Origin of the sequence: Providencia sp. CIM-Carb-044 (assembly GCF_033901115.1) — a bacterium.
Lineage (GTDB): Bacteria > Pseudomonadota > Gammaproteobacteria > Enterobacterales > Enterobacteriaceae > Providencia > Providencia hangzhouensis.
Genome location: NZ_JAXADV010000004.1, coordinates 224610 through 249494, shown reverse-complemented (window position 1 = coordinate 249494; position 24885 = coordinate 224610). Strand labels below are relative to the sequence as shown.

The window sequence follows — 24885 nt, the reverse complement described above, 5'->3', positions numbered from 1 at the left end:
ATTAACTTTCCTTGCTCATTTGTAATGCGTCATAAGATTGTTGAAATAACTGCACTAGGCGCTGTTCACGCTCAGGATCTTCTAATGACTCTTGGGCAAGGCGACGTAAAAAAACGTCTTCTACGGTGAGTTCACTCAATGTTTCATTGGCCAAGGTTTGGTTTTGTCCCTGTATTTGCTTGCGTGCACGGCGTAGTATCACGATTTCGACAGGGAGGTCTTGTGTCAACGCTTCAATACGTTGTTGGATATCAGCGAGGTAATCTTGTGAAGCGACTTCAATGTCAAGCCAAACTGGTTTATCACCTTGGTAATCTTTCCATATCTCTAATTGCTGTTCTATTTGGCTTAAGGAACCTTTAATGCTTTGTAATGGCTGAATAATGGGGATTTCCAAGGGGGTAATTTGAGTTAATTTACTTCCAGTGAATTCAATAAGGCAGACACTTTTTTGTTGCGCTGTTTCGTCAAAACTTAATGCAATAGGTGAACCGCAGTAGCGAATATTTTCTTGTCCTCCAATCACTTGGGGGCGATGAATATGGCCAAGGGCAATATAGTCAGCAGGGGGAAAGGCCCCAGAAGGAAACGCATCTAACGTACCAATATAAATGTCTCTCACAGAGTCAGTTAAGGCTGCGCCGACAACGGTTAAATGGCCAGTTGCAATAATTGGAATATCCAACCCTAAAGCGGCTCGTTGTTCTAGTGCGAGTTGGTAGCTGGCTTGGTAATGATCATGAATAGCGCTTTGTAGTGAGCGTTGTTTCTCTTCAATATCTTGCCCTGCGATACTCAGTTGAATATCCCGAGGACGTAAAAAAGGAATGGCACAAACTAAGCCGATAGGTTGCGCTTGTTTATTCACTAATGTAATAACATGCGGCTCACTTCCAGATGTAATGACTTGTGTATTCAAGTAACGAAGTAGAGCGCTTGACTCATTGAGTACAGAAACAGAGTCGTGATTACCGCTTAAAATAACCAGTTGGCAACCTGTTTTTTGTAAGTCGACAATAAATTTGTTGTACAGCTCACGTGCATAGCTCGGTGGTGAACCTGTATCAAATATATCACCTGCAACGATGACGGCATCAACATGGTGTAGTTCTACTTGCTCAACTAGCCAATTTAAGAAATGTTGGTGCTCAGGCGCACGGCTTTTGGTAAAAAAATACTGACCAAGGTGCCAGTCTGAGGTATGAATAATGCGCATGAGTTATCAATTCCTATCATCAATAATGAGCATGAACGTTCGATAATGAGAGTATACCTGATCCATATAATGGGTGAGGGGTGTTTGTGACTTTATTACCATGTTGCGGAAATATTTCACTTAAATGACATTTAACCGTTAAAATAAAGATTAATATGCGTTTTACCCATTGATATTCATAATTCTGTCATAAAAGTGACGCATAATGCTTTCACATTTTAAATGTCTTCTTAATTTTACAGGAACAATCATGGCAAGACGCATTCTAGTTGTTGAAGATGAAGCGCCCATCCGAGAAATGGTTTGTTTTGTATTAGAACAGAATGGTTTTCAGCCTATTGAAGCTGATGATTATGACAGTGCGATTGCACAACTCGTTGACCCGCTACCCGACCTCGTCCTACTGGATTGGATGATCCCAGGGGGCTCCGGTATCCAAGTAATTAAACATATGAAGCGTGATAGCGCAACACGTGACGTTCCTGTCATGATGTTAACTGCACGAGGAGAAGAAGAAGACCGCGTAAAAGGTTTGGAAGTTGGCGCGGATGACTATCTTATCAAGCCATTTTCACCGAAGGAATTAATTGCTCGGGTAAAGGCAATTTTACGTCGTATTTCACCAATGGCGACGGAAGATATTATTGAAATGAATGGGTTAACATTAGACCCTACCTCTCATCGTGTGACCAGCAATGACATCCCTATTGATATGGGGCCAACTGAATATAAATTACTACATTTTTTCATGACTCACCCTGAACGCGTATATAGTAGAGAACAGCTACTAAATTATGTCTGGGGAGCCAATGTGTATGTTGAGGATAGAACCGTTGACGTGCATATTCGGCGGTTAAGAAAGGCACTAGAGACGGAAGGTCATGATAAAATGGTACAAACTGTACGTGGTACAGGTTATCGTTTTTCTATCCGTTATTAAAACCCACAAAGGGAGAGGCATGCGTGCTTGAACGTTTATCGATTAAGCAGCTGATTTGGGGGCTGTTTTTATTTATCTTACCCGCCCTTATTTTATCGGTTTTTATTGGCCACCTAGCGTGGCTATTAGTGATATCGCTACTTGCTGCACTGATATGGCATGGGTATAACCTGCTCAAGCTTTCTTACTGGTTATGGCTAGATAAAAGTATGTTGCCCCCTGAAGGGCGAGGTGGGTGGGAACCCATTTTTTATGGTATCTACCAGATGCAGCAACGTAATCGAAAACGCCGCCGTGAATTAGGCCAGTTAATTAAACGGTTTCGTAGTGGTGCAGAATCACTACCTGATGCAGTGGTAATGATGACAACCGAAGGGAATATCTTCTGGTGTAATCGCCATGCGCAGGCTTTACTTGGCTTTCGTTGGCCTGAAGATAATGGTCAACATATTTTTAATTTATTACGTTATCCTGATTTTAGCCGTTACTTCACCATCAAACGTTATGACCAAGCGCTGACTATCGAGCTCAATAGTGGTGAAATCGTTGAGTTTCGTATCTTGCCATATACCGAAGGGCAGTTATTGATGGTTGCGCGAGATGTGACAGAAAAACGTCGTTTGGAAAAGGCGCGTAGGGACTTTTTTGCGAATGTGAGCCATGAATTACGGACTCCCCTCACTGTCATTCAAGGTTACCTAGAGGTTATGGATGACCAAGAAAACGTGACTGCGGTCAATAAAAAAGCACTGCATGTTATGCAAGAGCAAACGCACCGCATGGATAACTTAGTTAAGCAGCTTTTGCAGCTATCACGCATCGAAATTGCCCCTCAAATTAACCTTGATGAGCAAGTGAATATCCCTGTCATTCTCAAAATGATTGAGCAAGAAGCGCTTAGTTTAAGCCAAGGGCGTCATCAATTTGAATTTCATGTTGATGAAAAATTGCGTGTTCATGGTAATGAAGAGCAATTACGTAGTGCAGTGGCGAACTTAGTCTATAACGCGATCAGCCATACGCCTGAAGGCACCAAAATTTGGGTTGATTGGCAGAGAAGCGGGCAAGGGGCGCGTTTTAGTGTGAGAGATAACGGGCAAGGGATACCCGCAGAGCATATCCCTCGTTTAACCGAACGTTTTTATCGAGTAGATAAAGCACGTTCCCGCCAAGGCGGTGGAGGTACTGGCCTTGGGTTAGCTATTGTTAAACATGCATTACAACATCATAGTAGTCAGTTGGTGGTGACGAGCCAGTTAGGTAAAGGGAGTGAGTTTTCATTTACGTTACCAACAGTACTAATTGTTGATGATAAAAAACTTAAAAATGGGTAAATAATTCCACTTTATTAATATGATCAAAATATTAATAAAGTGGATTATTTCTATTCACCAGTCCATATAGGTATTCAATTCAATATTCATATATTTAATGCTTATAATTGTCGTCACGTTAATTATATATTCTGTTAAATAATCAATTATAATCACTAGAAAAAGATGAGTTGTTCATTTTTCGAACAAAGCATATAACGAGTATTGGGATTTTACTGAAAGTAATCACTAGTTCTGAAAATTAGTTTAGTTATTTATTCTTGTTTTTAGGTTTGCTATTGCCTTTTTGCCCTATAAAAGTTCTACTTGTTGTCAGTTATTGGCGAATTTTTCTGTTTTTTGACTTTTCATTTCGTGTGATACAAGCAAATATACTTTTTTATATTGTTAACAGTATGTTTATCAGAATTCTATCTCGCTATATATATTTCAAAGGGTTGCTAAGTGTAAACCCATAATTTTCTATTTTGTCACTTAAAAATAACATAATATGGCTCATCGTTTATCATCAAGAGATATCATCGCATTAGGCTTTATGACTTTTGCGTTATTCGTCGGGGCAGGAAACATTATCTTTCCCCCTATGGTTGGTTTGCAGGCAGGGGAACAAGTTTGGACTGCCGCACTAGGGTTTTTGGTTACTGGTGTGGGTTTACCTGTTTTAACGGTTATTGCGCTGGCTAAAGTGGGTGGGGGTATTGAAGCACTCAGTACGCCTGTTGGCAAAACTGCAGGGCTACTATTGGCGGTTGTTGCTTATTTGTCGGTAGGGCCTCTATTCGCAACGCCAAGAACGGCAACTGTATCTTATAAAGTCGGTATCGCACCATTATTCGGTGGTGAGTCCGATATGCTATTACTGATCTACAGCGTGGTTTACTTCGTTCTAGTTATTGGTATTTCATTATACCCAGGAAAACTGCTCGATAGCGTTGGGCACATTTTAGCGCCTGTAAAAATGCTAGCTTTGGCTATTTTGGGTATTGCGGCTGTCATGTGGCCTGCGGGTGATCCGATTCCGTCAACAATAGAATATCGTGAGATGGCTTTCTCGAACGGCTTTATCAATGGTTATCTGACAATGGATACCCTCGGTGCGATGGTATTTGGTATCGTTATTGTTAATGCGGCGCGTTCAAGGGGTATCGAAAACTCTTCATTATTAACTCGTTATACTATGTGGGCAGGGTTAATTGCAGGGGTATTATTGACGCTGGTCTATTTGTCATTGTTTAAGCTTGGTGAGAATAGTGGTTCGTTAATTCCAAACCCTGCTGATGGCGCTGACATTTTACATACCTACGTCCAATATACTTTTGGTAATTACGGTAGCTTCTTCCTCGCGGTATTAATATTTGTTGCTTGTATGGTAACTGCCGTCGGCTTAACTTGTGCTTGTGCAGAGTTCTTCAGCCGGTATGTACCGATTTCTTACCGTAAACTGGTATTGATCCTAGGTGTGTTCTCCATGGTGATCTCAAACTTAGGTTTGAGTAAGTTAATCGCCTTCTCATTACCCGTGCTAGTTTCAATTTATCCACCTTGTATTGTATTAATTTTATTAAGCTTTACTTTGAAGTGGTGGAAAAACCCAACGATAGTGATTGCGCCGACAATGTTAGTCAGCTTTGTGGTCGGTTTAATTGGCGCCGTAAAAGCGTCAGATCATCTGAAAGGTTATATTCCTGAATGGATGACTGCAATGCCACTGTATAAGCAAGATTTAGTCTGGGTATTACCAACTGTTGTTGTGATGGTCGTGGCAATTTTATGCGATAAGTTTGTGGCACCCGCTGCGCAGCATAAACAAGTATAGTAATTTCAATTATTGAATCGAAGGGCCGCTAATGTTAGCGGCCTTTTTTTGTGTAACCAGAGCGGTTACATAACTCGTTTTGAATGGGGCTAATGATATTTTTTTGTTGAAGTTAGTACGGAGTACTAGTAGATTGGATAGGAAATGCGCAAGGAGGTGCAAATGAATTATTTAGAGTTTGTTGAAACTAGAATTTTTAGTTAGCAACGTAAACTAATTATGGAAGATAATGAATTTCAATTATTTCAGGCCTTCTTATTAGAAAACTATGAGTATGGTGACGTAATAAGCCGCTCTGGAGGATGTAGAAAAATACGTTGGAGAGCCTTAAATAAAGGAAAACGTGGTGGTGTTAGGGTTATCTATTATAACAGAACCATGAGCGGTAGGTTGTATTTGCTTACGATTTATACTAAGAACGCAAAGGAAGATTTGAATGAACAAGAAAAAGCGATTTTACGAGCAATCATTCAAAAGCTTGCTTAATGGTTAAATATACTCGTAATCTTTCAAGTTGCAGCGGTGTTGATTACGCTCAGATAGCCGAGTCACATAGTTTATCTATGCTTTCCGTCTATCTTCCTTTATCACCTAACTGCCGCTCGAATTATTTAAAATATAGAATTGAATGAGTTATGTAATAAGGATAATGGTATGGGAAAAAAGCTTTTTGACGATTTAGTGAGTAGCTTAGAAGAGATGGTTGCTATCGAGAAAGGTGAATTAGTTCCTGCTAGTGAAAATATTCATCGCTTCGAACTACCAGATGTTAAAGCTATTCGTAAACACTCTGGTATGAAACAACAAGAGTTTGCAGAAGCGATAGGTTCTAGTGTTGATTTGGTCCGTAGCTGGGAACAACAACGTCGGTTTCCATCAGGAATGGCCCTCAAATTGTTGTATCTTTTAGAAAAGAAACCAAGCCTGATTAATGAGTTGAGGGCCATTCATATTTAATCCAACCCCATCAGTGAAGGGGTTGGATCCTTCGACAGCGATTAATCAACCCCAACTGCACTACCTGCTGGACGGCGTACATCGTTAGAGCCATAAATAAAGCCTTCGCGTACTTTTCCTGAAACAGCGGAATCATTACCCGAAGATTTGGCACTAACACCAGCGCCTTCAGGGATCGCGACCATAATCAACTCGGCAGCTCCCCATGGCGTTTGCTCAACCATCTGGTAACCCATTTTATCGAGGAGCGCTAAGGTGTCTTTAGAAACGCCTCTTTGCTCATAATAAACCTCATCAGGGAGCCACTGGTGGTGAATACGCGGTGCATTAACGGCTTCTTGTGGCGGCATACCATGGTCGATAATATTTAAAGCGGTTTGCAGCGTAATTGAAATAATCCGTGAGCCTCCCGGTGAACCGAGAACTAAAAATACCTTGCCATTTTTCGTCACGATAGTCGGGCTCATGGATGATAATGGGCGTTTACCCGGTGCAATAGCGTTGCGTTCCCCTTGTACTAAGCCATATAAATTCTTCTCGCCGACTTTTGTGGTGAAATCATCCATTTCATCGTTTAAGAAGAACCCTGTCCCCGGAGGGATAACAACAGAACCGAATCGGCCATTAATCGTATAAGTCGTTGAAACCGCATTTCCTTTTTCATCTACTACAGAGTAATGTGTTGTCTCTGGTTTTTCGTGTGGCCCTATTCCCGGTTGAACTTGGGTTGATGGCGTTGCTTGGTTGGGTTTGATTTCTTTGCGTAACTCTTCTGCATAAGCTTTACTGAGTAATTTTTCGGTTGGATTATCGACAAATTCAGGGTCACCAAGGAAGGTGTTTCTATCCATGTAGGCATGGCGCATTGCTTCTGTAAGAGTATGAATATAGTCCGCAGAGTTAAAGCCCATTTCCTTGAGGTCATACCCTTCTAAGATATTAAGCGTTTGGCAGATAGTTACCCCGCCTGAACTAGGTGGTGGAGCAGAGATAAATTGATACCCTCTATAGGTACAACTGACAGGCGCTGTATCTGTAATTGTAAAATCCGCAAAATCTTTTGCTGTTAAGATACCACCATTTTTTTTCGATGCTTCTTCAACAATTTTGGGGATTTCACCTTCATAAAAAGCGGATGGGCCATTCTGGGCAATTTTTTCTAAGGTATTGGCTAAATCTGTTTGGACTAGTAAGTCTCCCGGTTGGAAGGCACTACCATCAGGCTTTAAGAAGATACGAGCCACTTCAGGGTCTTGTTTAAAACGTTCTGTCGTGGTGTCGAGAACATCGGTATCTGCACGGGTTAGAGTAAAGCCTTCTCTGGCTAATTTTATGGCAGGAGCCATCACCTGTTGGCGGCTCATTGTCCCGTATTTTTCTAAAGCATAGTCTAGGCCTTTAACGGTACCGGGTACACCTGACGCAAGATAGCCATAGAGGCTGGCATCTTTAATCAATTTACCGTCTTTATCTAAATACATATCTGCGCTAGCGGCAGCAGGGGCAGTTTCTCGAAAGTTAATGAATAAGTCTTTCCCATCGGCTAGGTGAATAGTCATAAAGCCGCCGCCGCCAATATTACCGCAGCAAGGGTTAACCACGGCTTGTGCATACCCTACCGCAACAGCTGCATCAATGGCATTACCGCCTGATTTTAGAATATCAGCCCCAATTTGTGATGCTAAATGTTGGGAAGAAACGACCATGCCTTTTTTCGCTTCAACCGCAGGTTCGGAGGCGGCATATAGTTGACTGGAAACAAGTAAGGAAAGAAGTAGAACCGCAGGGCGTAATGATGTTTTTATCATTCGTATCTCCCAGTTAAGGTTAGGTGAGGTGTTCTATCGCACAAATATTCAATATGAATAATTTGTTAATTATTTGTGCTTTTAATGTATAGCACACAATAATACAAAACATTGAGTATTTGAGTTAAGAATTGTTAACTGAGTGGAATAATTGCTAGTAGGAAGAGAAAAGATAGACTAGGTTCACAAAAAGTAAAAAGCGGGCTTGATGCCCGCTTTTCTAAAACTCGCGTAACGAATTACAGTTTTGCAGAGTTTTTAGTCAGGTAGTCAGCAACGCCTTTTGGAGAAGCATTCATACCTTCTTGGCCTTTTTCCCACTGAGCTGGGCAAACATCACCGTGCTCTTCGTGGAATTGCAGCGCGTCAACCATACGCAGCATTTCGTCAATGTTACGGCCTAATGGCAGGTCATTAACGACTTGGTGACGGACAACGCCGTTTTTGTCAACGAGGAAAGAACCACGCAGTGCAACGCCTGCATCTGGGTGTTCAATACCGTAAGCTTTGATGATTTCGCGTTTGATATCAGCAACCATTGGGTATTTAACTTCACCAATACCGCCGTTATCTACTGGTGTTTTACGCCATGCGTTATGAACAAACTCAGAGTCAAAAGAAACACCTACAACTTCTACGCCACGTTTTTTGAATTCTTCGTAGCGGTGGTCGAATGCGATCAGCTCTGAAGGACAAACGAAAGTAAAGTCCATTGGCCAGAAAAAGATCACAGCTGGACGGCCGTTCAGGTGGGTTTTCAGGTTGAAGTTATCAACGATTTCACCATTACCTAAAACAGCTGCAGCAGTAAAGTCAGGGGCTTGACGTGTTACCAGAACCATAATTTACTCCTATGAGTTTGAATTAAAGTTTTTTGTCCTGTCTATTTAATCACTGATAAATAGTGTGGACATAGACTGCCAAAAGAATAGAAAAATATCTTTTGATAATAAAGACATTTAAACCGATTATTGTGATAGGTTTTGACTATCAATCATACTAGTTTATTAAATTAATATCAATAAGATAGTTTTATTCCATTAAAGTGCAAGCTTTAATTTATTCCTTTGTGTTAATTGTGACATTTTGTACAAAAAAATGTTGCAGCGCATTAGCCATCATTTCTGGATAAAATTGAAAGAAAATATTTTCTAACGCATCATACTGTAATAAAAAGTCGTTAAATGAACCACTTAGCGCTCCAAGCTTGGGGCGCCTTCTCGCCATACCATTCAGTGATTTACCAATATAATTTTTATCCGCATAGCGTATCAGCCACTGCTGAGGCCAAAGGAATTCATTTAACTCCTGAAATTTTTCAGGAGTATGACAAAGTTGTGGCTCAATTATTGTTCGGCAGTCACGTACAAAGCCCGCTAGCGATATTGATGGCTCAATAGTCGACCAGTGCAGCGACAAAAAATGATCCCAGACTAAATCCAAGGTTATGGGCGCAACACGGCGATATTCATCACGAAACAACAACTTAGCTTCTTTGACTAAAGGGTGGGTATCCGTAATGCGGTCGACGGCTCGATGCATAAAGATACCAGAGACAACTTCAGATGAATAAAGGCCCGTAGGGTTTCCGCGGACGTAGTCAGCCATGATGTTGCCGAGTAAGGAGCTGTCAGCGAGGTGGGCGAGGTGGAGGTGCGCTAAATAATTCACTTTAAAATGTCCGTCGTCTTTCAAACCACAGGGGTGTTAGCTCCGTAAAGCCACCCGAATCACATACTCATGTATGCTCATCGGGATATCTTCACTTGCTGCCTACCTGTGATTCGAAATCCATAGGACATGCAGCGCAGCTTAGCTAGCTTTTTGATTGCTCAAACTATAGCAGTAATTATGTTGAATTCGAAACTCACAGGACATTACTTGGCAGAGGAATAAAGCATTCCTCTAATTCGAAATTCATGGGGTATCAGTACTGAGAGAAAAAAATAAAAAAGTCGAAATAAATTTGTCATGAAAGTTTATTGAAATTGAAATAATTCATTCTTTGAATGGACAAATAGCGTACAGAATTTTTTGCTAACAAAATATTTGTTAAATAATGGTGTTTTTCTGTACTATTTTACGCTTATTTCTTGCGCCAAAGTCAGCGCGGCACTAGACTAGTCGCCTGTTTTTTTAGATTGATGTCAATACAATGCGTGTTTCTGATTTTACTTTTGAATTACCTGAAGAACTGATTGCCCACTATCCGCAGGCTGAACGTAGTGCTTGCCGTTTATTAAGCCTCGATGGCGGTTCAGGGCAGCTCACGCATGGTGTTTTTACCGATATTCTAGAAAAATTGGAGCACGGTGACTTGCTAGTGTTCAATAACACTCGCGTGATCCCTGCACGGTTATTTGGGCGCAAAGTTAGCGGTGGTAAAATTGAAGTTCTGATTGAGCGTATGCTGGATGAACACCGCGTATTAGCCCATGTTAGGGCATCAAAAGCGCCAAAAGAAGGGGCTGAATTACTGTTAGGTGAAGATGAAAGCGTGAAGGCGACCATGGTCGCGCGTCATGGTGCATTGTTTGAACTGCGCTTTGATGATGAACGTGATGTATTAAGCATTCTAAACCAAATTGGTCATATGCCTCTGCCGCCTTATATTGATCGCCCTGATGAAGAGTCAGATAAAGAACTTTATCAAACCGTGTATAGTGAAAAACCAGGGGCTGTCGCAGCACCAACGGCAGGTTTACACTTTGATGAGCCGTTACTTGAAGCATTGCGCCAAAAAGGCGTAGAAATGGCGTTTGTGACATTACATGTGGGAGCCGGTACCTTTCAACCAGTACGTGTTGATACTATCGAAGATCACATTATGCATTCTGAATATGCAGAAGTGCCACAAGAGGTCGTGGATGCCGTTTTAGCCTGTAAAGCTCGAGGTAATCGCGTTATCGCTGTTGGAACGACGTCTGTTCGGTCACTAGAAAGTGCCGCAAAAGCAAGCCAAGACACTTTAATTGCTCCATTTTTTGATGATACCCAAATCTTTATTTACCCTGGGTATGAATATCAGGTGATAGATGCACTAATCACCAACTTCCACTTACCTGAATCTACATTAATTATGTTGGTTTCTGCGTTTGCTGGATATAAAAACACCATGAATGCATACGAAGAAGCCGTTAAACAAAAATACCGTTTCTTTAGTTATGGTGATGCTATGTTTATTACCCCCAATACAAACGCTCGATTTGAGAAAATTGGTGAGTAATCAGTTTTATAAGCGGTGGCATCGGCTGCTTGCTTAGCAAATTAATATTATCGATAGCAACAGACTGTTTTTCTGCTGCTAGGAGGCAAATGTGAAATATGAATTACAAACGACTGACGGCAATGCACGCCGTGGTCGCTTAGTCTTTGAGCGCGGCGTGGTGGAAACCCCTGCATTTATGCCAGTAGGAACCTACGGTACAGTTAAGGGGATGACCCCTGAAGAAGTGAAAGAAACTGGCGCTCAAATCTTATTAGGGAATACTTTCCACCTGTGGTTACGCCCGGGTCAAGAAATCATGAAGTTACATGGTGATCTCCATGACTTTATGCAATGGCAAGGGCCAATTTTAACCGATTCAGGTGGCTTTCAGGTCTTTAGTCTTGGTGCGATGCGCAAAATTAAAGAAGAAGGTGTGCATTTTCGCAACCCTATCAACGGTGAAAAAGTTTTCCTAAGTCCTGAAAAGTCGATGGAAATTCAGTATGACCTCGGCTCAGACATTGTCATGATTTTTGACGAGTGTACGCCGTATCCAGCAGATTGGGACTATGCAAAGACATCAATGGAAATGTCGTTGCGTTGGGCTGCACGTAGCCGCCAACGCTTTGACGAACTAAACAATAAAAATGCTTTGTTCGGTATTATTCAAGGTAGTGTTTACGAAGATTTACGTGATATTTCAGTTAAGGGACTGGTGGAAATCGGCTTTGATGGGTACGCTGTAGGCGGCTTAGCCGTAGGCGAACCGAAAGAAGATATGCACCGAATTTTAGAACATGTCTGCCCGCAAATTCCAGCTGACAAACCTCGTTATTTAATGGGAGTTGGCAAACCTGAAGATTTAGTTGAAGGGGTTCGCCGTGGTATCGATATGTTCGATTGTGTGATGCCAACACGAAATGCACGAAATGGGCATTTATTTGTGACAAATGGCGTGGTAAAAATTCGTAATGCTAAGTATAAATCAGACACATCAACACTGGATGCTGATTGTGACTGCTATACTTGTCGTCATTATAGCCGTGCTTATCTGCATCACCTTGATAGATGTAATGAAATCCTTGGTGCAAGGCTCAATACCATCCATAATTTACGTTATTACCAGCGTTTGATGGCCGGTATTCGCCAAGCCATAGAAAATGGGAATTTTGAAGAGTTTGCTAAAGATTTTTACCAAAAGATTGGTAAACCCGAACCTTCATTAAATATCGAGTGAATTTAAGTGCGAAATGCCACTAATCTGTGTAGCATATCAAACTTAGCTTTTTTGTATGTAAAATTGCTTTCAATAAAACAATGAGGAAAGTTGAATGAGTTTTTTTATTTCTGAAGCAGCGGCGTCAGCAGGTGCACCAGCGCAAGGTAGTCCATACACCATGGTTATCATGCTTGTTGTTTTCGCGCTGATCTTCTATTTCATGATTTTGCGTCCACAGCAAAAACGTGCGAAAGAACACCGTAAATTGATGGAATCTATCACTAAAGGTGATGAAGTTTTAACAACTGGCGGTTTAATCGGGCGTGTAACTAAAGTGTCTGAAACCGGTTATGTGGTTCTTGAGTTGAGTGAGAACACAGAAGTAACCATCAAACGTGATTTCGTTGCTGCTGTTTTACCTAAAGGCACAATGAAAGCAATTTAATTCTGATTCTCCCGAAGGGAACTGCCGTGCTAAACCGTTATCCTTTGTGGAAGTATCTGATGTTGATCTTTGCGATCCTCATCGGTTTGCTTTATGCACTTCCAAACCTATATGGTGAGGATCCGGCTGTTCAGATCACTGGCGTGCGGGGAACCGCCGCCAATGAACAAACGCTGATCCAAGTCCAAAAATCGTTAAAAGACGATAAAATTGAGAGTAAATCTATCTCTCTAGAAAATGGGGCAATTTTAGCCCGATTCAACAACTCTGATGTTCAGTTACGTGCGCGTGAAGTGATCATGAATGCACTGGGTGACCAGTATGTTGTTGCATTAAACCTTGCACCTGCAACGCCTAAGTGGCTCGAAGCGATCGGTGGTGAACCGATGAAGCTTGGTCTTGATCTGCGTGGTGGGGTTCACTTCCTGATGGAAGTTGATATGGACACTGCATTAGGTAAATTGCAGGAACAAAACATGGATGGTTTGCGTAATGACCTGCGTCAAGAAGGCATTGCGTACTCTTCTATTCGTAAAGGCAATGATTACAGCGTGGAAGTTCGTTTCCGTAACGCGGACGATCGTAGCCAAGCTGAAAAAGCATTGTCTCGTAAATACCCAGACTTAGTCTTTAGTGATGGCAGCGATAACACCATGATTGCTGTTATGACCGACGAGCGTTTACGTGAAGCACGTAACTATGCAGTTTCTCAGAACATTACTATTATTCGCAACCGTGTAAACCAATTAGGTGTTGCGGAGCCACTCGTTCAACGCCAAGGTGCTGACCGAATTGTGGTTGAATTACCCGGTATCCAAGATACTGCTCGCGCAAAAGAAATTTTAGGTGCGACTGCGACATTAGAATTCCGTTTGGTGAATACTTCAGTCGATTCTTCCGCAGCAGAAAGTGGCCGTGTACCAGGTGATTCAGAAGTTAAATATGACCGTGAAGGCATGCCTTACGTTTTATATAAGCGTGTGATCTTAACGGGTGACCATATTACGGACTCAACCTCTGAAGCGGATGAAAATGGCCAACCACAAGTGAGTATCAGTCTTGATAGTGCTGGTGGTTCTATCATGTCTGACTTTACACGTGATAACCAAGACAAGCTGATGGCAACGCTGTTTGTTGAATACAAAGACAGTGGCAAAAAAGATGCAACTGGCCGTTCAATTTTGGTGAAAGATGAAAAGGTCATCAATGCGGCACGTATTTCTGCGCGTTTTGGTAGCAAATTCCGTATTACGGGTATTACTAACGGTACTGAAGCTCGCCAGCTTTCATTACTGTTACGTGCTGGTGCGTTGATTGCGCCAATCCAAATTGTTGAAGAACGTACCATTGGTCCAACACTGGGTATGCAAAATATCGAGCAAGGGCTGAAAGCATGTATCGCAGGCCTGTTAGCTTCTATCCTGTTTATGATTATTTATTATCGTAAATTTGGTCTGATTGCGAGTAGTGCGCTGTTAGCAAACTTGGTGTTAATTGTTGGTGTGATGTCCTTATTACCGGGGGCAACACTGACCATGCCAGGTATTGCGGGGATTGTATTAACCCTTGCAGTTGCAGTCGATGCTAACGTTCTTATTAACGAACGGATTAAAGAAGAGCTCAAGAACGGTCAATCTGTTCAGCAAGCGATTCATGAAGGGTATAAAGGCGCCTTCTCAAGTATTACAGACGCAAACTTAACGACACTTATCACTGCGATTATTCTATATGCAGTGGGTACTGGGTCTATTAAAGGCTTTGCGATTACGACAGCGATTGGTGTCGCAACCTCTATGTTTACAGCTATCGTCGGTACACGTGCTATCGTGAACCTGCTTTACGGCGGTAAACGTATTAACAAGCTGTCAATTTAAGGAGCACGTTGTGGCACAGGATTATACTGTTGAACAATTGAACTATGGTCGTAAAGTTTATGACTTTATGCGCTGGGACAACGTTGCCTTTAGCATTTCTATCGTATTACTGATTGCTTCTTTTGTGATTATCGGCATCAAGGGTTTTAACTGGGGCTTAGATTTCACAGGTGGTACGGTAATTGAAATCAACTTAAGTCAGCCAGCTGATTTGGATAAAATTCGTGATAGCTTGTCTAACTCGAACCATAAAGATCCACTAATCCAAAACTTTGGTAGCAGCCGCGACATCATGATCCGTATCCCGCCTATTGAAGGCACCGCGGGTCAAGAAGTCGGCAAAGAAATTATCACGATTATCAATCAAAGTGTGGATGATAAAGCAACCGTAAAACGCATTGAATTCGTGGGGCCAAGTGTTGGGGCTGAATTGGCGCAAACAGGGGCTTTGGCTCTGTTAACTGCGTTGATTTGTATCCTAATCTATGTTGGGTTCCGTTTTGAATGGCGCTTGGCTGCGGGTGCCGTGCTATCTCTTGCGCATGACGTGGTGATTACTTTAGGTATTCTGTCTTTGTTCCATATTGAGATAGATATGACTATCGTGGCGTCATTGATGTCGGTTATCGGTTACTCGCTGAACGACAGTATCGTTGTATCAGACCGTATCCGTGAAAACTTCCGTAAAATTCGTCGTGGGACACCGTACGAAATCATGAACGTCTCTTTGACGCAAACATTGAGCCGTACCATTATGACATCAGCAACCACATTATTAGTGGTTCTGATGCTATACCTGTTCGGTGGCGCAATGTTGGAAGGCTTCTCATTGGTTATGTTAATCGGTGTAACTATCGGTACTATCTCATCTATTTACGTGGCTTCTGCACTAGCACTGAAGATGGGTATGAAGCGTGAACACTTGATGCAAGCGAAAGTCGAAAAAGAAGGTGCAGACCAAGAGTCGTTACTGCCTTAGTTTTAAAAACGATGAGTAACTAAGCCAATTAGTGCTCAAAATAGTTCGTGTTGTAGGTAGGCGGCAAGTGTAATTAATCCCTAGGATCATACATAAAGTATGTGACTAGGGTTAATAAACGATGCCAATACCCCTACGACGGGAATTATGAAGAGTTAAGCCAATTATTAGTGCTCAAAATAGTTCGTGTTGTAGGTAGGCGGCAAGTGTAATTAATCCCTAGGAGCATACAAAAGTATGTGACTAGGGTTAATAAACGATGCCAACACCCCTACAACGCGAAATATGAAGAGCAACGAGAACACCCTAGGAGGCATCTTCTAGGGTGTTTTTTCTCGCATAGTAGGGTAAACTATCTCCCCCTAAATAGATTCAGGAAACGCTATGCACTGCCCATTCTGCTCAGCTGTAGATACGAAAGTTATTGACTCGCGTCTGGTCGGTGAAGGGTCCCAAGTCCGTAGACGCCGCCAATGCTTACTGTGCCATGAACGCTTCACAACCTTTGAAGTGGCTGAACTTGTCATGCCTAGAGTCATTAAAAGCGACGATATTCGTGAGCCTTTTGATGAAGAAAAGCTTAATCGTGGTATGCAAAAGGCATTAGAAAAACGGCCTGTAAGTTCTGATGATATTGAACAAGCTATTATTTCTATTAAATCCCAGCTTAGGGCTACCGGGGAACGTGAAGTCCCGTCGAAATTAATTGGCAGTTTGGTTATGGATGAGCTGAAAAAGCTCGATAAAGTTGCCTATATCCGTTTTGCTTCTGTTTACCGCAGCTTTGAAGATGTGCGTGAATTTGGCGAAGAAATCGCTAAATTACAGGATTAACGCCAATGATTGAACAAGACAACATGTATATGGCTCGTGCTTTTGAGTTGGCACGAAAAGGGCGTTTTACCACATCACCTAATCCAAATGTCGGGTGTGTGATTGTGCGTGATGGTACTATTGTCGGTGAAGGGTATCATCAAAAAGCGGGGGAACCCCACGCAGAAGTCCATGCACTAAGGATGGCAGGAGATAAAGCGCAAGGGGCAACGGCTTATGTCACCCTTGAGCCTTGCAGTCATCACGGTCGTACCCCACCTTGTGCAGAGGCGCTGATCAAAGCGGGTGTAAGCCGCGTTGTTGCTGCCATGCAAGACCCAAACCCTCAAGTTGCGGGCCGTGGCCTGTATATGTTGTCGCAAGCAGGGATTGAAACGCACAGTAATGTTTTACTAGATGATGCTGAAGCGGCAAACCGCGGCTTTTTAAAACGTATGCGTACCGGGTTTCCTTATATCCAGTTGAAACTTGCCGCTTCACTCGATGGCAAAACCGCCCTTGAATCAGGGGAAAGTAAATGGATTACCAGCTCGGCAGCTCGCAAAGATGTACAAGCTCTTCGAGCCGAGGCTAGCGCTATCTTAAGTACGAGCAGCACGGTTGTTGCTGATGACCCTTCTTTAACGGTACGTTGGAACGAGCTCCCATCAGACATCCAACAAGTTTATCCAGAAAACCAAGTGCGCCAGCCCATTCGTATTGTGTTGGATAACCACAATCGTGTAACTTCTGGTCATAAAGTCACTCAATTAGATGGTGAATGCTGGTTAGTGCGTTCAAACCCAGATGAAAATGCAGTATGGCAAGGGCAAGTTGAGCAACTCGCTGTTCCTGCTGATGAAAACGGCACCGATCTAGTTATTTTGATGATGCAATTGGCTAAACGTAATGTGAATAGCATTTGGGTTGAAGCAGGGGCAAAACTTGCAGGCTCATTGCTTAAGTTAGGTTTAGTGGATGAGCTGATTGTCTATATTGCGCCTAAATTATTAGGAAATAGCGCTCGAGGTCTGGTGGACTTCCCACCGCTTAATGCCCTTATTGATGCGCCAAAATTTGAATTTACAGAAGTGAAGCAAGTCGGGCCAGACCTACGCGTCAGGCTTCGTCCCGTATGGTAAGTGGTTTTTTTGAAAATCATACGTACGATACACGAAAGAATGTGATAAAATCCGCGCCCCGCGGGTTATAATTAATATTAGAGGAAGGCTATGAACGTAATTAAAGGTGTTGTTGCTGCTCCACAAGCGCGTGTTGCTATCGCTATCGCTCGTTTTAACAACTTTATTAATGATAGTCTGCTGGAAGGTGCTGTTGATGCGTTAGAGCGCATTGGTCAGGTTTCAAATGACAACATCACAATTGTGTGGGTTCCAGGCGCTTATGAGCTACCGTTGACCACAAAAGCATTAGTTGAAACTAATAAATATGATGCAGTAATTGCATTAGGTACCGTTATTCGTGGTGGTACAGCTCACTTTGAATATGTTGCAGGTGAATGTAGTTCCGGCCTATCTCATGTCGCGATGAACAGTGAAGTGCCAGTGACTTTTGGTGTGTTAACCACTGAAAATATCGAACAAGCCATTGAACGTGCGGGTACTAAAGCAGGTAATAAAGGTGCTGAAGCTGCACTGACAGCACTTGAAATGATTAATGTAATTAAGGCCATCAAAGGCAAATAATACACAATTAGCTCTTTGTTGCCGTTTTTTCGCCACAATGGTGTAGATAACGCAATGCAACAAGTGTTTTTTGTGTACAGTTTTTAAATTTAAGGGGAATCTTGTGAAACCTGCTGCTCGTCGCCGCGCTCGTGAGTGTGCTGTACAGGCCATTTATTCATGGCAATTATCTGGCAATCCAATTGCTGAAGTGGAATATGAGTTTATTGCTGAACAGGACATGTCAGACGTTGACGTAAACTATTTTCGTGAACTGTTATCAGGTGTTGCGACCAACGCGACAAAACTTGATCAACTGATGGCGCCTTATTTATCTCGTCAGCTAGAAGAGTTAGGGCAGGTAGAAAAAGCGATTTTACGTGTCTCTATGTTTGAATTAAGTTTCCGTGAAGACGTACCTTATAAAGTTGCAATCAACGAAGGTATTGAATTAGCGAAAGTTTTTGGCGCAGAAGATAGCCATAAATTTGTTAACGGTGTATTAGACAAAGCGGCACCTGCAGTTCGTCGTAAAAAATAATAATATCAGGGTTCCCTCCTGTAGCACTACGGTAATAAATAGGTAGGCTGGGTTCCAGTCTACCTTTGTGTTTATATGCTCGCGATATTTCAATGACAGGTGAGCGAAGAATAATTGTAGCCAATTAGATACGCTGTTTAGGTTAGCAATTGTGTGCTATTTACCTATTATTGAATTATTAGGGTGTAAATTATTTGCTTCGTCTCAAACGAAAATAGATATAGCGAAAACGGAAAATCTACCATGTCATATGGCGAATTTGACCTCATCGCGCGTTATTTTAACCGTCAAACCACTAACCGACGTGATGTTAATATCGGTATTGGCGATGATTGTGCGTTGATGACCATTCCAGAAAAACAGCAACTTGCAGTAAGTACTGACACTCTCGTTTCTGGTATCCATTTCCTACCTACCATTTCACCGGCTGATCTTGCTTATAAATCATTAGCATCTAATTTAAGTGACCTTGCAGCGATGGGCGCAGACCCTGCATGGGTTTCCTTAGCCATTACATTGCCTTGTGTTGATTGCGATTGGTTGCAATCTTTCAGTGATAGCTTGTTTGAACAGCTTAATTATTATGGAATGCAATTGATTGGTGGTGACACAACTCGTGGGCCAATGAGTTTAACGTATACGGTTCATGGTTTAGTACCAAATGGTAAGGCGATGTCTCGCGCAGGAGCGCGTAATGGCGATTGGATTTATGTCACTGGTACTCTCGGTGATAGCGCGGCAGGCTTAGCTATTTTGCAAGACAAACTGAATGTTGAAAATGTAGAGCATCAAGAATGGCTAATTGCGCGCCATTTACGTCCGCAGCCACGGATTTTACAAGGCCAAGCGTTGAGAAACCTGGCTTCTTCTGCAATTGATATTTCGGATGGTTTAGTTTCCGATCTTAACCATATCTTGAAAGCGAGTGGTTGTGGTGCACGGATTAATTTAGATGCATTGCCTCAATCAGAAGCGTTGAAACAAAGTTGTAGTATTGAGCAAGGGCGTTTATGGTCTTTGAGTGGTGGTGAAGATTACGAACTCTGTTTTACTGTTCCTGAAATTAATCGTGGAGCGTTAGAGATGGCATTAGCGCATACGGGGTCAGGCTTTACGTGTATCGGGCAAATTAAGCCGCAGTCTGAAGGAATTAGCTACTTTTGCAATAACCAAGAAGTTGATGTAAACCTAAAAGGTTTCGATCATTTTGTTTCGGAAGGTGCATAGAATGGCAAGTCGCCAAGAAAAAGCAGAAGCAAAAAAACGGCTGAATATGCGTAACCCTTGGCACTTATTGGCCACAGGATTTGGGAGTGGCCTTTCGCCTATTGTGCCTGGCACAATGGGCTCTCTTGCTGCGATACCTTTCTGGTTATTAATGGCAAACATGCCAATTTGGAGTGTGTGGGTACTCATTATCGTGGGTTTTTGGATTGGTTGCCTAATTTGCCAACGCACTTCCGACGACATGAAAATTCATGACCATGGCAGTATTGTTTGGGATGAATTTATTGGGATGTGGATTACGCTAATGGCGATCCCAGTTGTTGATTATGAGTGGGTCATTACCGCCTTCTTTATTTTCCGTATTTACGACATGTGGAAGCCATGGCCAATACGGTTTTTTGACCGAAAAGTCAGCGGCGGTTTTGGTATTATGATTGACGATATCATTGCGGCGATTTTTTCTTATGTCACTATTTGGTTGTTGGTTTGGTATGACATTATGCCATTCTCAACCAACTAAATACGCGTCATATTTTGCGCTGTGGCGTTGTTGGCTGCGTTCGGTTACCCGAATCACATACTTGTGTATGCTCATCGGGATAACCTCGATTGCCGCCTAGCCACAACCCAAACTATTTAGCGTATTGGTATTTATCGTATTTCAAACTAAATACGCGTCATATTTCAAATTGTAGGGGTGTTGGCTTCACTTATCCGCTCTAGTCACATACTTGTTTATGCTCCTAGGGTCCTATTCGCTTGCCGCCTACCTACAATCTGAACTATTTAGCGTATAAATACGTGTATATTTGATGTGATTGCTTATCGTGGTGACTTCTTTTACTTCTTTTACTTCTTTTTGCGCCGAATACCCATCACTGAGGTTTGTGCTAAGGTTAAACCTTTGGTTTCTGGTGCAAATAGGATAGAAACAATTAGCCCGAGCAAAGAAACACCTGCCCCCATTAACACCACCGAACTGACCCCATATTTAGTGATAAACAGCGGTAATGCCCACGTTGAAAAAATGGTTCCAATACGGCTGATTGACATAATCACCCCAACGGCGGATGCGCGAATATCTGTTGGAAACAGTTCGTTAGGGTAAAGCCATTGTAAAATACCCGGGCCGCCTGAAAAGAATGCGTAAATACCAAACATAATAATTACAAGGCAAATACCGAGGTTTGAGAATAAACCAAGTATGGCAAGAGCAAGGGTCATAATCGCAAAGCTACCAATCAATAGTGGCCGCCGGCCCATTTTATTTAACCAATACATCGCGGGTAAGCAGCCTAACATAAAGAATAAGCTGATAACCACGTTACCCAGTGCAGCATTTTTTCCTTGATCCCACCCGAGCTGACCAACAATTTGTGGGCCAAAGGTGTAAATTGCAAACATCGGGATCACTTGGCAGGTCCAAATAATGGCAGTGAATAGAACAAAAGAAAAATGGCGCTTAGTGAATAATTGGATGAAATGTGTTTTTTGTTGTTCTTCGGCTTCGAATACCACAGGCTGACCAAACAGCTTTTCCATCATTTTTTCGCATTCTTTAACGCGCCCTTTGCGGATCAGCCAAAGAGGTGATTCAGGTAAATCAAAACGACCAATCAAAATGATAATACAAGGGATCACTGAGCTACCAAGCATCCAGCGCCAGCCATCTTCCACGTCATACAACATATAACCGACGAGATTGGCACAGGTTGCACCCACATACCACATTGCCGCAATAAACCCGACAGCAAATGCGCGCTGTTTGGTATTGGAAAACTCAGTGATCATTGACGTTGCAATTGGGTAGTCCGCACCTATTACTATCCCGATTAAGAACCGCATGATAAGCAGCTCCATCGGTGTTGAGACAAACATGGTCGCCACTGAAATAGCACCAATGGCAACAATATCAATTAAAAACATTTTACGACGACCGACTTGGTCGCAAATATAGCCGAATAGAGAAGTACCGATGAATAGACCCGCTAATGTTGCAGCGCCTAATAAGCCAATCCATTCACTACTTAAGCTTAATACGGGTGTGAGTTGTTCTAAGGCAACGCCGATCAGGACTAATACATAACCATCCAGAAAAGGCCCTCCACTGCCCCAAAGCATAATCCGCCGATGAACGGAGGAAAATTGGATATCATCAAAACTTTTTGGTTTCATTATGCATCCCAGTGTCAGCGTAAATAAACGCTTGAAAACTCTCGAAGTTATTAGCTCCGAGAGTTATGCTAAATAAATCAGCCGTAACGAAATTCAATACCGAAAGTGCCGCGTGGGTATTCCCATTTTTCTAATGCACTACCTAAGCCAAGAATGCGGCAGGTTCCACATTCAAGACAACCGGCATAATCGAAACGTACTGAGCCGTCCTCTTGTTTTTTATATAATCCCGCTGGGCAAGCTTTAGTTAATGTTTCGAGCACATTCATATCTGGATGCTCTTTTATCACAATATGCGGGTTTTCTTCATCGACATTAAATTTATTAATGCCGAGTTTGACATCAACGTTGACTGGATTACTCATATTGCTCTGACTCCTTTAATTCCATCTTTGAGCAAATTCATGAAGCCCACTTTCTTCGCGTGTTGTAACATGGTCTTACGTAAAGGCACAGGCGCTTCATTTGAGATAGTGAAGAGTTTTTTGGCAATACCAACTGCCATTTCTGGGTAAGCAGAAAACATGCGAGGGTTATCCAAAAACTCAGGCATTTTTTGGTACATTTTCATGTCCCGCAGTGGGCCTTCGTTGAGCAGTGTGAGGTATTGATTTAAATTTTGTTTGCTGAAATCGTCGGTTTTCATTGCGCTAAGTACGGCTTTTGCTGCCGCTTCACCGGAGGCAACAGCTAAGTCCATACCACGAATAGTAAAACCTAAATTCATACACATACCAGCCGCATCACCAGCAATTAATACCCCATCACGTACTAATTCTGACTGCATTTTTAAACCTGCTTCAGGAACAACGTGAGCGGCATATTCGACCATTTTTCCGCCTTCAATCAACGGTGCAACGGCGGGGTGCTGTTTAAAGTCTTCAAGCATTTGCGGAACAGATTTCTTAGCGTCTTTGATGTGGTGTAAGCCACAGACTAAACCTAAAGAAATAGTATCTTCATTGGTATAAAGGAAGCCTCCGCCCATCAAGCCATCGGTCGGTGAGCCTGCAAATAGCCAAGCAACGCCCTCGTTCTCATTTAAATTAAAGCGGTTGCACAACACATCTTTTGGTAGTTCAATTAATTCTTTAACCCCAACGGCAACATGTTCTGCATTGACGCGTTTTGTCATACCAAGTTGTTCTGCCAGTAGTGAATTGACGCCATCTGCTAAAATGACTACTTTAGCTTCAAGTACATCACCATCAGCTTCCACACCGACGACCTTGCCATCGCGTTCAACTAACTTATCAACTCGAATCCCTGTAATACACTGCGCGCCTGCATTTTCGGCTTGTTCAACCAACCACGGGTCCAGTTTTCCCCTAAGTACAGACCAAGAGGTTTCATCTGGGCTTTGTGCTGCACCATTTTGGAAGTCAACAGTGACAGCACCGGTTTCGGTCATAAATGACAATTTTTCGCGTGTGATCATGCGCTCAATAGGCGCTTCTTGGGTAAAGCCAGGAATAATTCGTTCTAAGCTATGGGCATACATTCGCCCACCTGTTACGTTTTTACCGCCCGCGTAGTTTCCTCTTTCGATTAGGAGAACTTGCGCACCTTCACGGGCAAGCACCAATGCAGCCACAGAGCCGGCTAGGCCTGCACCTACAATGATTGCATCAAAAATATCATCGGACATAGTTTCTCCAAAGGTCACTAAAACAGTGAGGAAAATGCCTCACTGTTATTGAGTTTATTTCGCCAGTTGTTGCGTTAAAGCAGGTAAGATTTTGAACAGATCGCCTACTATCCCGTAGTCAGCAAATTGGAAAATAGGGGCATTTTTATCTTTGTTGATAGCGACGATAGTTTGTGCGCCATTCGCACCGACCATATGTTGAATTTGCCCTGAAATGCCGACAGCGAGGTAAAGCTCTGGTTTGAGCATTAAGTTGGAAATACCCACATAGCGCTCATGTTCCATCCATTTTTCATTTTCTGCGACTGGGCGGGAACAGGCGATTTCTGCTCCTATGGTGTCGGCAAGCGTTTTGGCAATAGCAATATTTTCTTGGCTACCAATACCCCGTCCTACACTGACAACTAAGCGTGCTTTATCTAATTCAACTGAGCTACCTGCTTTTTTCTGAATCGAGGTACGTACAATAGATTGTTTTGGTTCGACCCATTGTGTAGCTTGAGCCGTGCCGTTACGTGATGCATCACTTGGGGCTGCTTCAAATGTACCAGAGGTAAGTGTTGCAATTGAAAATGCGCTATCTAGAGTCTCTTGACCGAAGGCGAGACCACCGTAAACCATATGTTTAATTGCAGGTTTTCCAGATTCGATTGTAACTGCTGTTGCATCGTTAGAGACGACTGCTTGTAGTCTAGCCCCTAATCGTGCTGCTAGTAATTTACCTCTACGGGTATTCGGTAACAGTAATAAACCTTTATCACCATGCTGTTTGATGGTTGAAACGATAGTGTCTGCATAATCTTCAATAATACGGTCGTCGGGTTTACCTGCTAATTGAAAAACTTGGGTCGCACCAAGTTGAAAAGCTTGTGAGCTTTGCGCTTCATCTAGGGCGAAAACATTGACTTGCTCACCAAGGGTGAGAGCACCGCCGATAAGTTCAGGCAAACGGGAAGTCATGTCACTAAATACCCAAACGGTTGATAATTTGCTCATAACT

At 42.5% G+C, this 24885-nt stretch carries 24 protein-coding genes; 16 read left to right on the top strand and 8 right to left on the bottom strand.

Annotated elements, in window-relative coordinates; translation table 11 throughout:
• Position 1: 1 nt before the first annotated feature.
• The gene (gene sbcD, locus SJ312_RS10660) at positions 2 to 1216 is read right to left on the bottom strand and encodes an exonuclease subunit SbcD (RefSeq protein WP_153673725.1); all 1215 of its coding nucleotides are present in this window, start codon (positions 1214 to 1216) and stop codon (positions 2 to 4) included.
• A gap of 250 nt (positions 1217 to 1466) precedes the next feature.
• Between sbcD and phoB the strand changes: the two genes are divergently transcribed.
• The 5 genes from phoB (at position 1467) to nadS (ending at position 6263) form a co-directional block, all read left to right on the top strand.
• Positions 1467 to 2156: a phosphate regulon transcriptional regulator PhoB gene (gene phoB / locus SJ312_RS10655; RefSeq protein ID WP_036958559.1), complete on the top strand. Its 690-nt coding sequence runs from the start codon at positions 1467 to 1469 to the stop codon at positions 2154 to 2156.
• Between the two features lie 23 nt (positions 2157 to 2179).
• A complete protein-coding gene (phoR, locus tag SJ312_RS10650) occupies positions 2180 to 3490 on the top strand; it encodes a phosphate regulon sensor histidine kinase PhoR (RefSeq protein WP_004905567.1) in 1311 nt (436 codons plus the stop codon).
• Between the two features lie 490 nt (positions 3491 to 3980).
• On the top strand, positions 3981 to 5306 hold the full coding sequence (gene brnQ, locus SJ312_RS10645; RefSeq protein WP_004905565.1) for a branched-chain amino acid transport system II carrier protein: 1326 nt from the start codon (positions 3981 to 3983) through the stop codon (positions 5304 to 5306).
• 219 nt (positions 5307 to 5525) lie between these two features.
• A complete protein-coding gene (locus SJ312_RS10640) occupies positions 5526 to 5792 on the top strand; it encodes a type II toxin-antitoxin system RelE/ParE family toxin (protein WP_243154737.1) in 267 nt (88 codons plus the stop codon).
• A 168-nt stretch (positions 5793 to 5960) separates the two neighbouring features.
• The gene (gene nadS, locus SJ312_RS10635) at positions 5961 to 6263 is read left to right on the top strand and encodes a NadS family protein (RefSeq protein ID WP_096864520.1); all 303 of its coding nucleotides are present in this window, start codon (positions 5961 to 5963) and stop codon (positions 6261 to 6263) included.
• Between the two features lie 41 nt (positions 6264 to 6304).
• Here the strand turns inward: nadS and ggt are convergent, their stop codons facing one another.
• The 3 genes from ggt to SJ312_RS10620 all read right to left on the bottom strand — a co-directional run bounded on the left by ggt (position 6305) and on the right by SJ312_RS10620 (position 9742).
• On the bottom strand, positions 6305 to 8071 hold the full coding sequence (gene ggt, locus SJ312_RS10630; RefSeq protein ID WP_004905560.1) for a gamma-glutamyltransferase: 1767 nt from the start codon (positions 8069 to 8071) through the stop codon (positions 6305 to 6307).
• A gap of 239 nt (positions 8072 to 8310) precedes the next feature.
• The gene (locus SJ312_RS10625) at positions 8311 to 8913 is read right to left on the bottom strand and encodes a peroxiredoxin C (RefSeq protein ID WP_004905550.1); all 603 of its coding nucleotides are present in this window, start codon (positions 8911 to 8913) and stop codon (positions 8311 to 8313) included.
• 217 nt (positions 8914 to 9130) lie between these two features.
• A complete protein-coding gene (locus SJ312_RS10620; RefSeq protein ID WP_096864519.1) occupies positions 9131 to 9742 on the bottom strand; it encodes an ACP phosphodiesterase in 612 nt (203 codons plus the stop codon).
• A gap of 484 nt (positions 9743 to 10226) precedes the next feature.
• Between SJ312_RS10620 and queA the strand changes: the two genes are divergently transcribed.
• The 11 genes from queA to pgpA all read left to right on the top strand — a co-directional run bounded on the left by queA (position 10227) and on the right by pgpA (position 20582).
• A complete protein-coding gene (gene queA / locus SJ312_RS10615) occupies positions 10227 to 11297 on the top strand; it encodes a tRNA preQ1(34) S-adenosylmethionine ribosyltransferase-isomerase QueA (protein ID WP_165880586.1) in 1071 nt (356 codons plus the stop codon).
• Positions 11298 to 11388: 91 nt separating this feature from the next.
• Entirely contained in the window at positions 11389 to 12516 is a 1128-nt protein-coding gene (tgt, locus tag SJ312_RS10610) for a tRNA guanosine(34) transglycosylase Tgt (protein ID WP_004905543.1), read from the top strand.
• A 94-nt stretch (positions 12517 to 12610) separates the two neighbouring features.
• On the top strand, positions 12611 to 12943 hold the full coding sequence (gene yajC, locus SJ312_RS10605) for a preprotein translocase subunit YajC (protein WP_004905542.1): 333 nt from the start codon (positions 12611 to 12613) through the stop codon (positions 12941 to 12943).
• A 26-nt stretch (positions 12944 to 12969) separates the two neighbouring features.
• Positions 12970 to 14817 (top strand): protein translocase subunit SecD, encoded by a 1848-nt coding sequence (secD, locus tag SJ312_RS10600; RefSeq protein WP_319867628.1) that lies wholly within the window; start codon positions 12970 to 12972, stop codon positions 14815 to 14817.
• A 10-nt stretch (positions 14818 to 14827) separates the two neighbouring features.
• Entirely contained in the window at positions 14828 to 15796 is a 969-nt protein-coding gene (secF, locus tag SJ312_RS10595) for a protein translocase subunit SecF (protein WP_140172095.1), read from the top strand.
• A 384-nt stretch (positions 15797 to 16180) separates the two neighbouring features.
• Positions 16181 to 16630, top strand: a complete 450-nt coding sequence (gene nrdR / locus SJ312_RS10590; protein WP_004914623.1) for a transcriptional regulator NrdR — start codon at positions 16181 to 16183, stop codon at positions 16628 to 16630.
• A 5-nt stretch (positions 16631 to 16635) separates the two neighbouring features.
• Complete coding sequence (gene ribD, locus SJ312_RS10585; RefSeq protein ID WP_110592405.1) at positions 16636 to 17751, top strand: bifunctional diaminohydroxyphosphoribosylaminopyrimidine deaminase/5-amino-6-(5-phosphoribosylamino)uracil reductase RibD; 1116 nt, start codon at positions 16636 to 16638, stop codon at positions 17749 to 17751.
• A 90-nt stretch (positions 17752 to 17841) separates the two neighbouring features.
• Positions 17842 to 18315, top strand: coding sequence for a 6,7-dimethyl-8-ribityllumazine synthase (gene ribE, locus SJ312_RS10580; RefSeq protein WP_004905531.1), 474 nt, complete (start codon positions 17842 to 17844; stop codon positions 18313 to 18315).
• A 103-nt stretch (positions 18316 to 18418) separates the two neighbouring features.
• Complete coding sequence (gene nusB / locus SJ312_RS10575) at positions 18419 to 18835, top strand: transcription antitermination factor NusB (protein WP_036958557.1); 417 nt, start codon at positions 18419 to 18421, stop codon at positions 18833 to 18835.
• Between the two features lie 243 nt (positions 18836 to 19078).
• Positions 19079 to 20062 (top strand): thiamine-phosphate kinase, encoded by a 984-nt coding sequence (thiL, locus tag SJ312_RS10570; protein ID WP_004905525.1) that lies wholly within the window; start codon positions 19079 to 19081, stop codon positions 20060 to 20062.
• Position 20063: 1 nt separating this feature from the next.
• Positions 20064 to 20582: a phosphatidylglycerophosphatase A gene (gene pgpA / locus SJ312_RS10565; protein ID WP_004905523.1), complete on the top strand. Its 519-nt coding sequence runs from the start codon at positions 20064 to 20066 to the stop codon at positions 20580 to 20582.
• A gap of 329 nt (positions 20583 to 20911) precedes the next feature.
• On the opposite strand, the gene SJ312_RS10560 is transcribed toward pgpA, so the two are convergent.
• The 4 genes from SJ312_RS10560 to SJ312_RS10545 form a co-directional block, all read right to left on the bottom strand.
• Positions 20912 to 22237, bottom strand: a complete 1326-nt coding sequence (locus SJ312_RS10560; RefSeq protein ID WP_004905520.1) for an MFS transporter — start codon at positions 22235 to 22237, stop codon at positions 20912 to 20914.
• A 77-nt stretch (positions 22238 to 22314) separates the two neighbouring features.
• Positions 22315 to 22602, bottom strand: coding sequence for a ferredoxin-like protein FixX (gene fixX / locus SJ312_RS10555; protein WP_004905518.1), 288 nt, complete (start codon positions 22600 to 22602; stop codon positions 22315 to 22317).
• A complete protein-coding gene (gene fixC / locus SJ312_RS10550) occupies positions 22599 to 23885 on the bottom strand; it encodes an FAD-dependent oxidoreductase FixC (RefSeq protein WP_319867625.1) in 1287 nt (428 codons plus the stop codon). Before fixC ends, fixX begins: the two co-directional genes overlap by 4 nt.
• 54 nt (positions 23886 to 23939) lie before the next feature.
• The gene (locus tag SJ312_RS10545; RefSeq protein ID WP_004905511.1) at positions 23940 to 24881 is read right to left on the bottom strand and encodes an FAD-binding protein; all 942 of its coding nucleotides are present in this window, start codon (positions 24879 to 24881) and stop codon (positions 23940 to 23942) included.
• Positions 24882 to 24885: the final 4 nt, after the last annotated feature.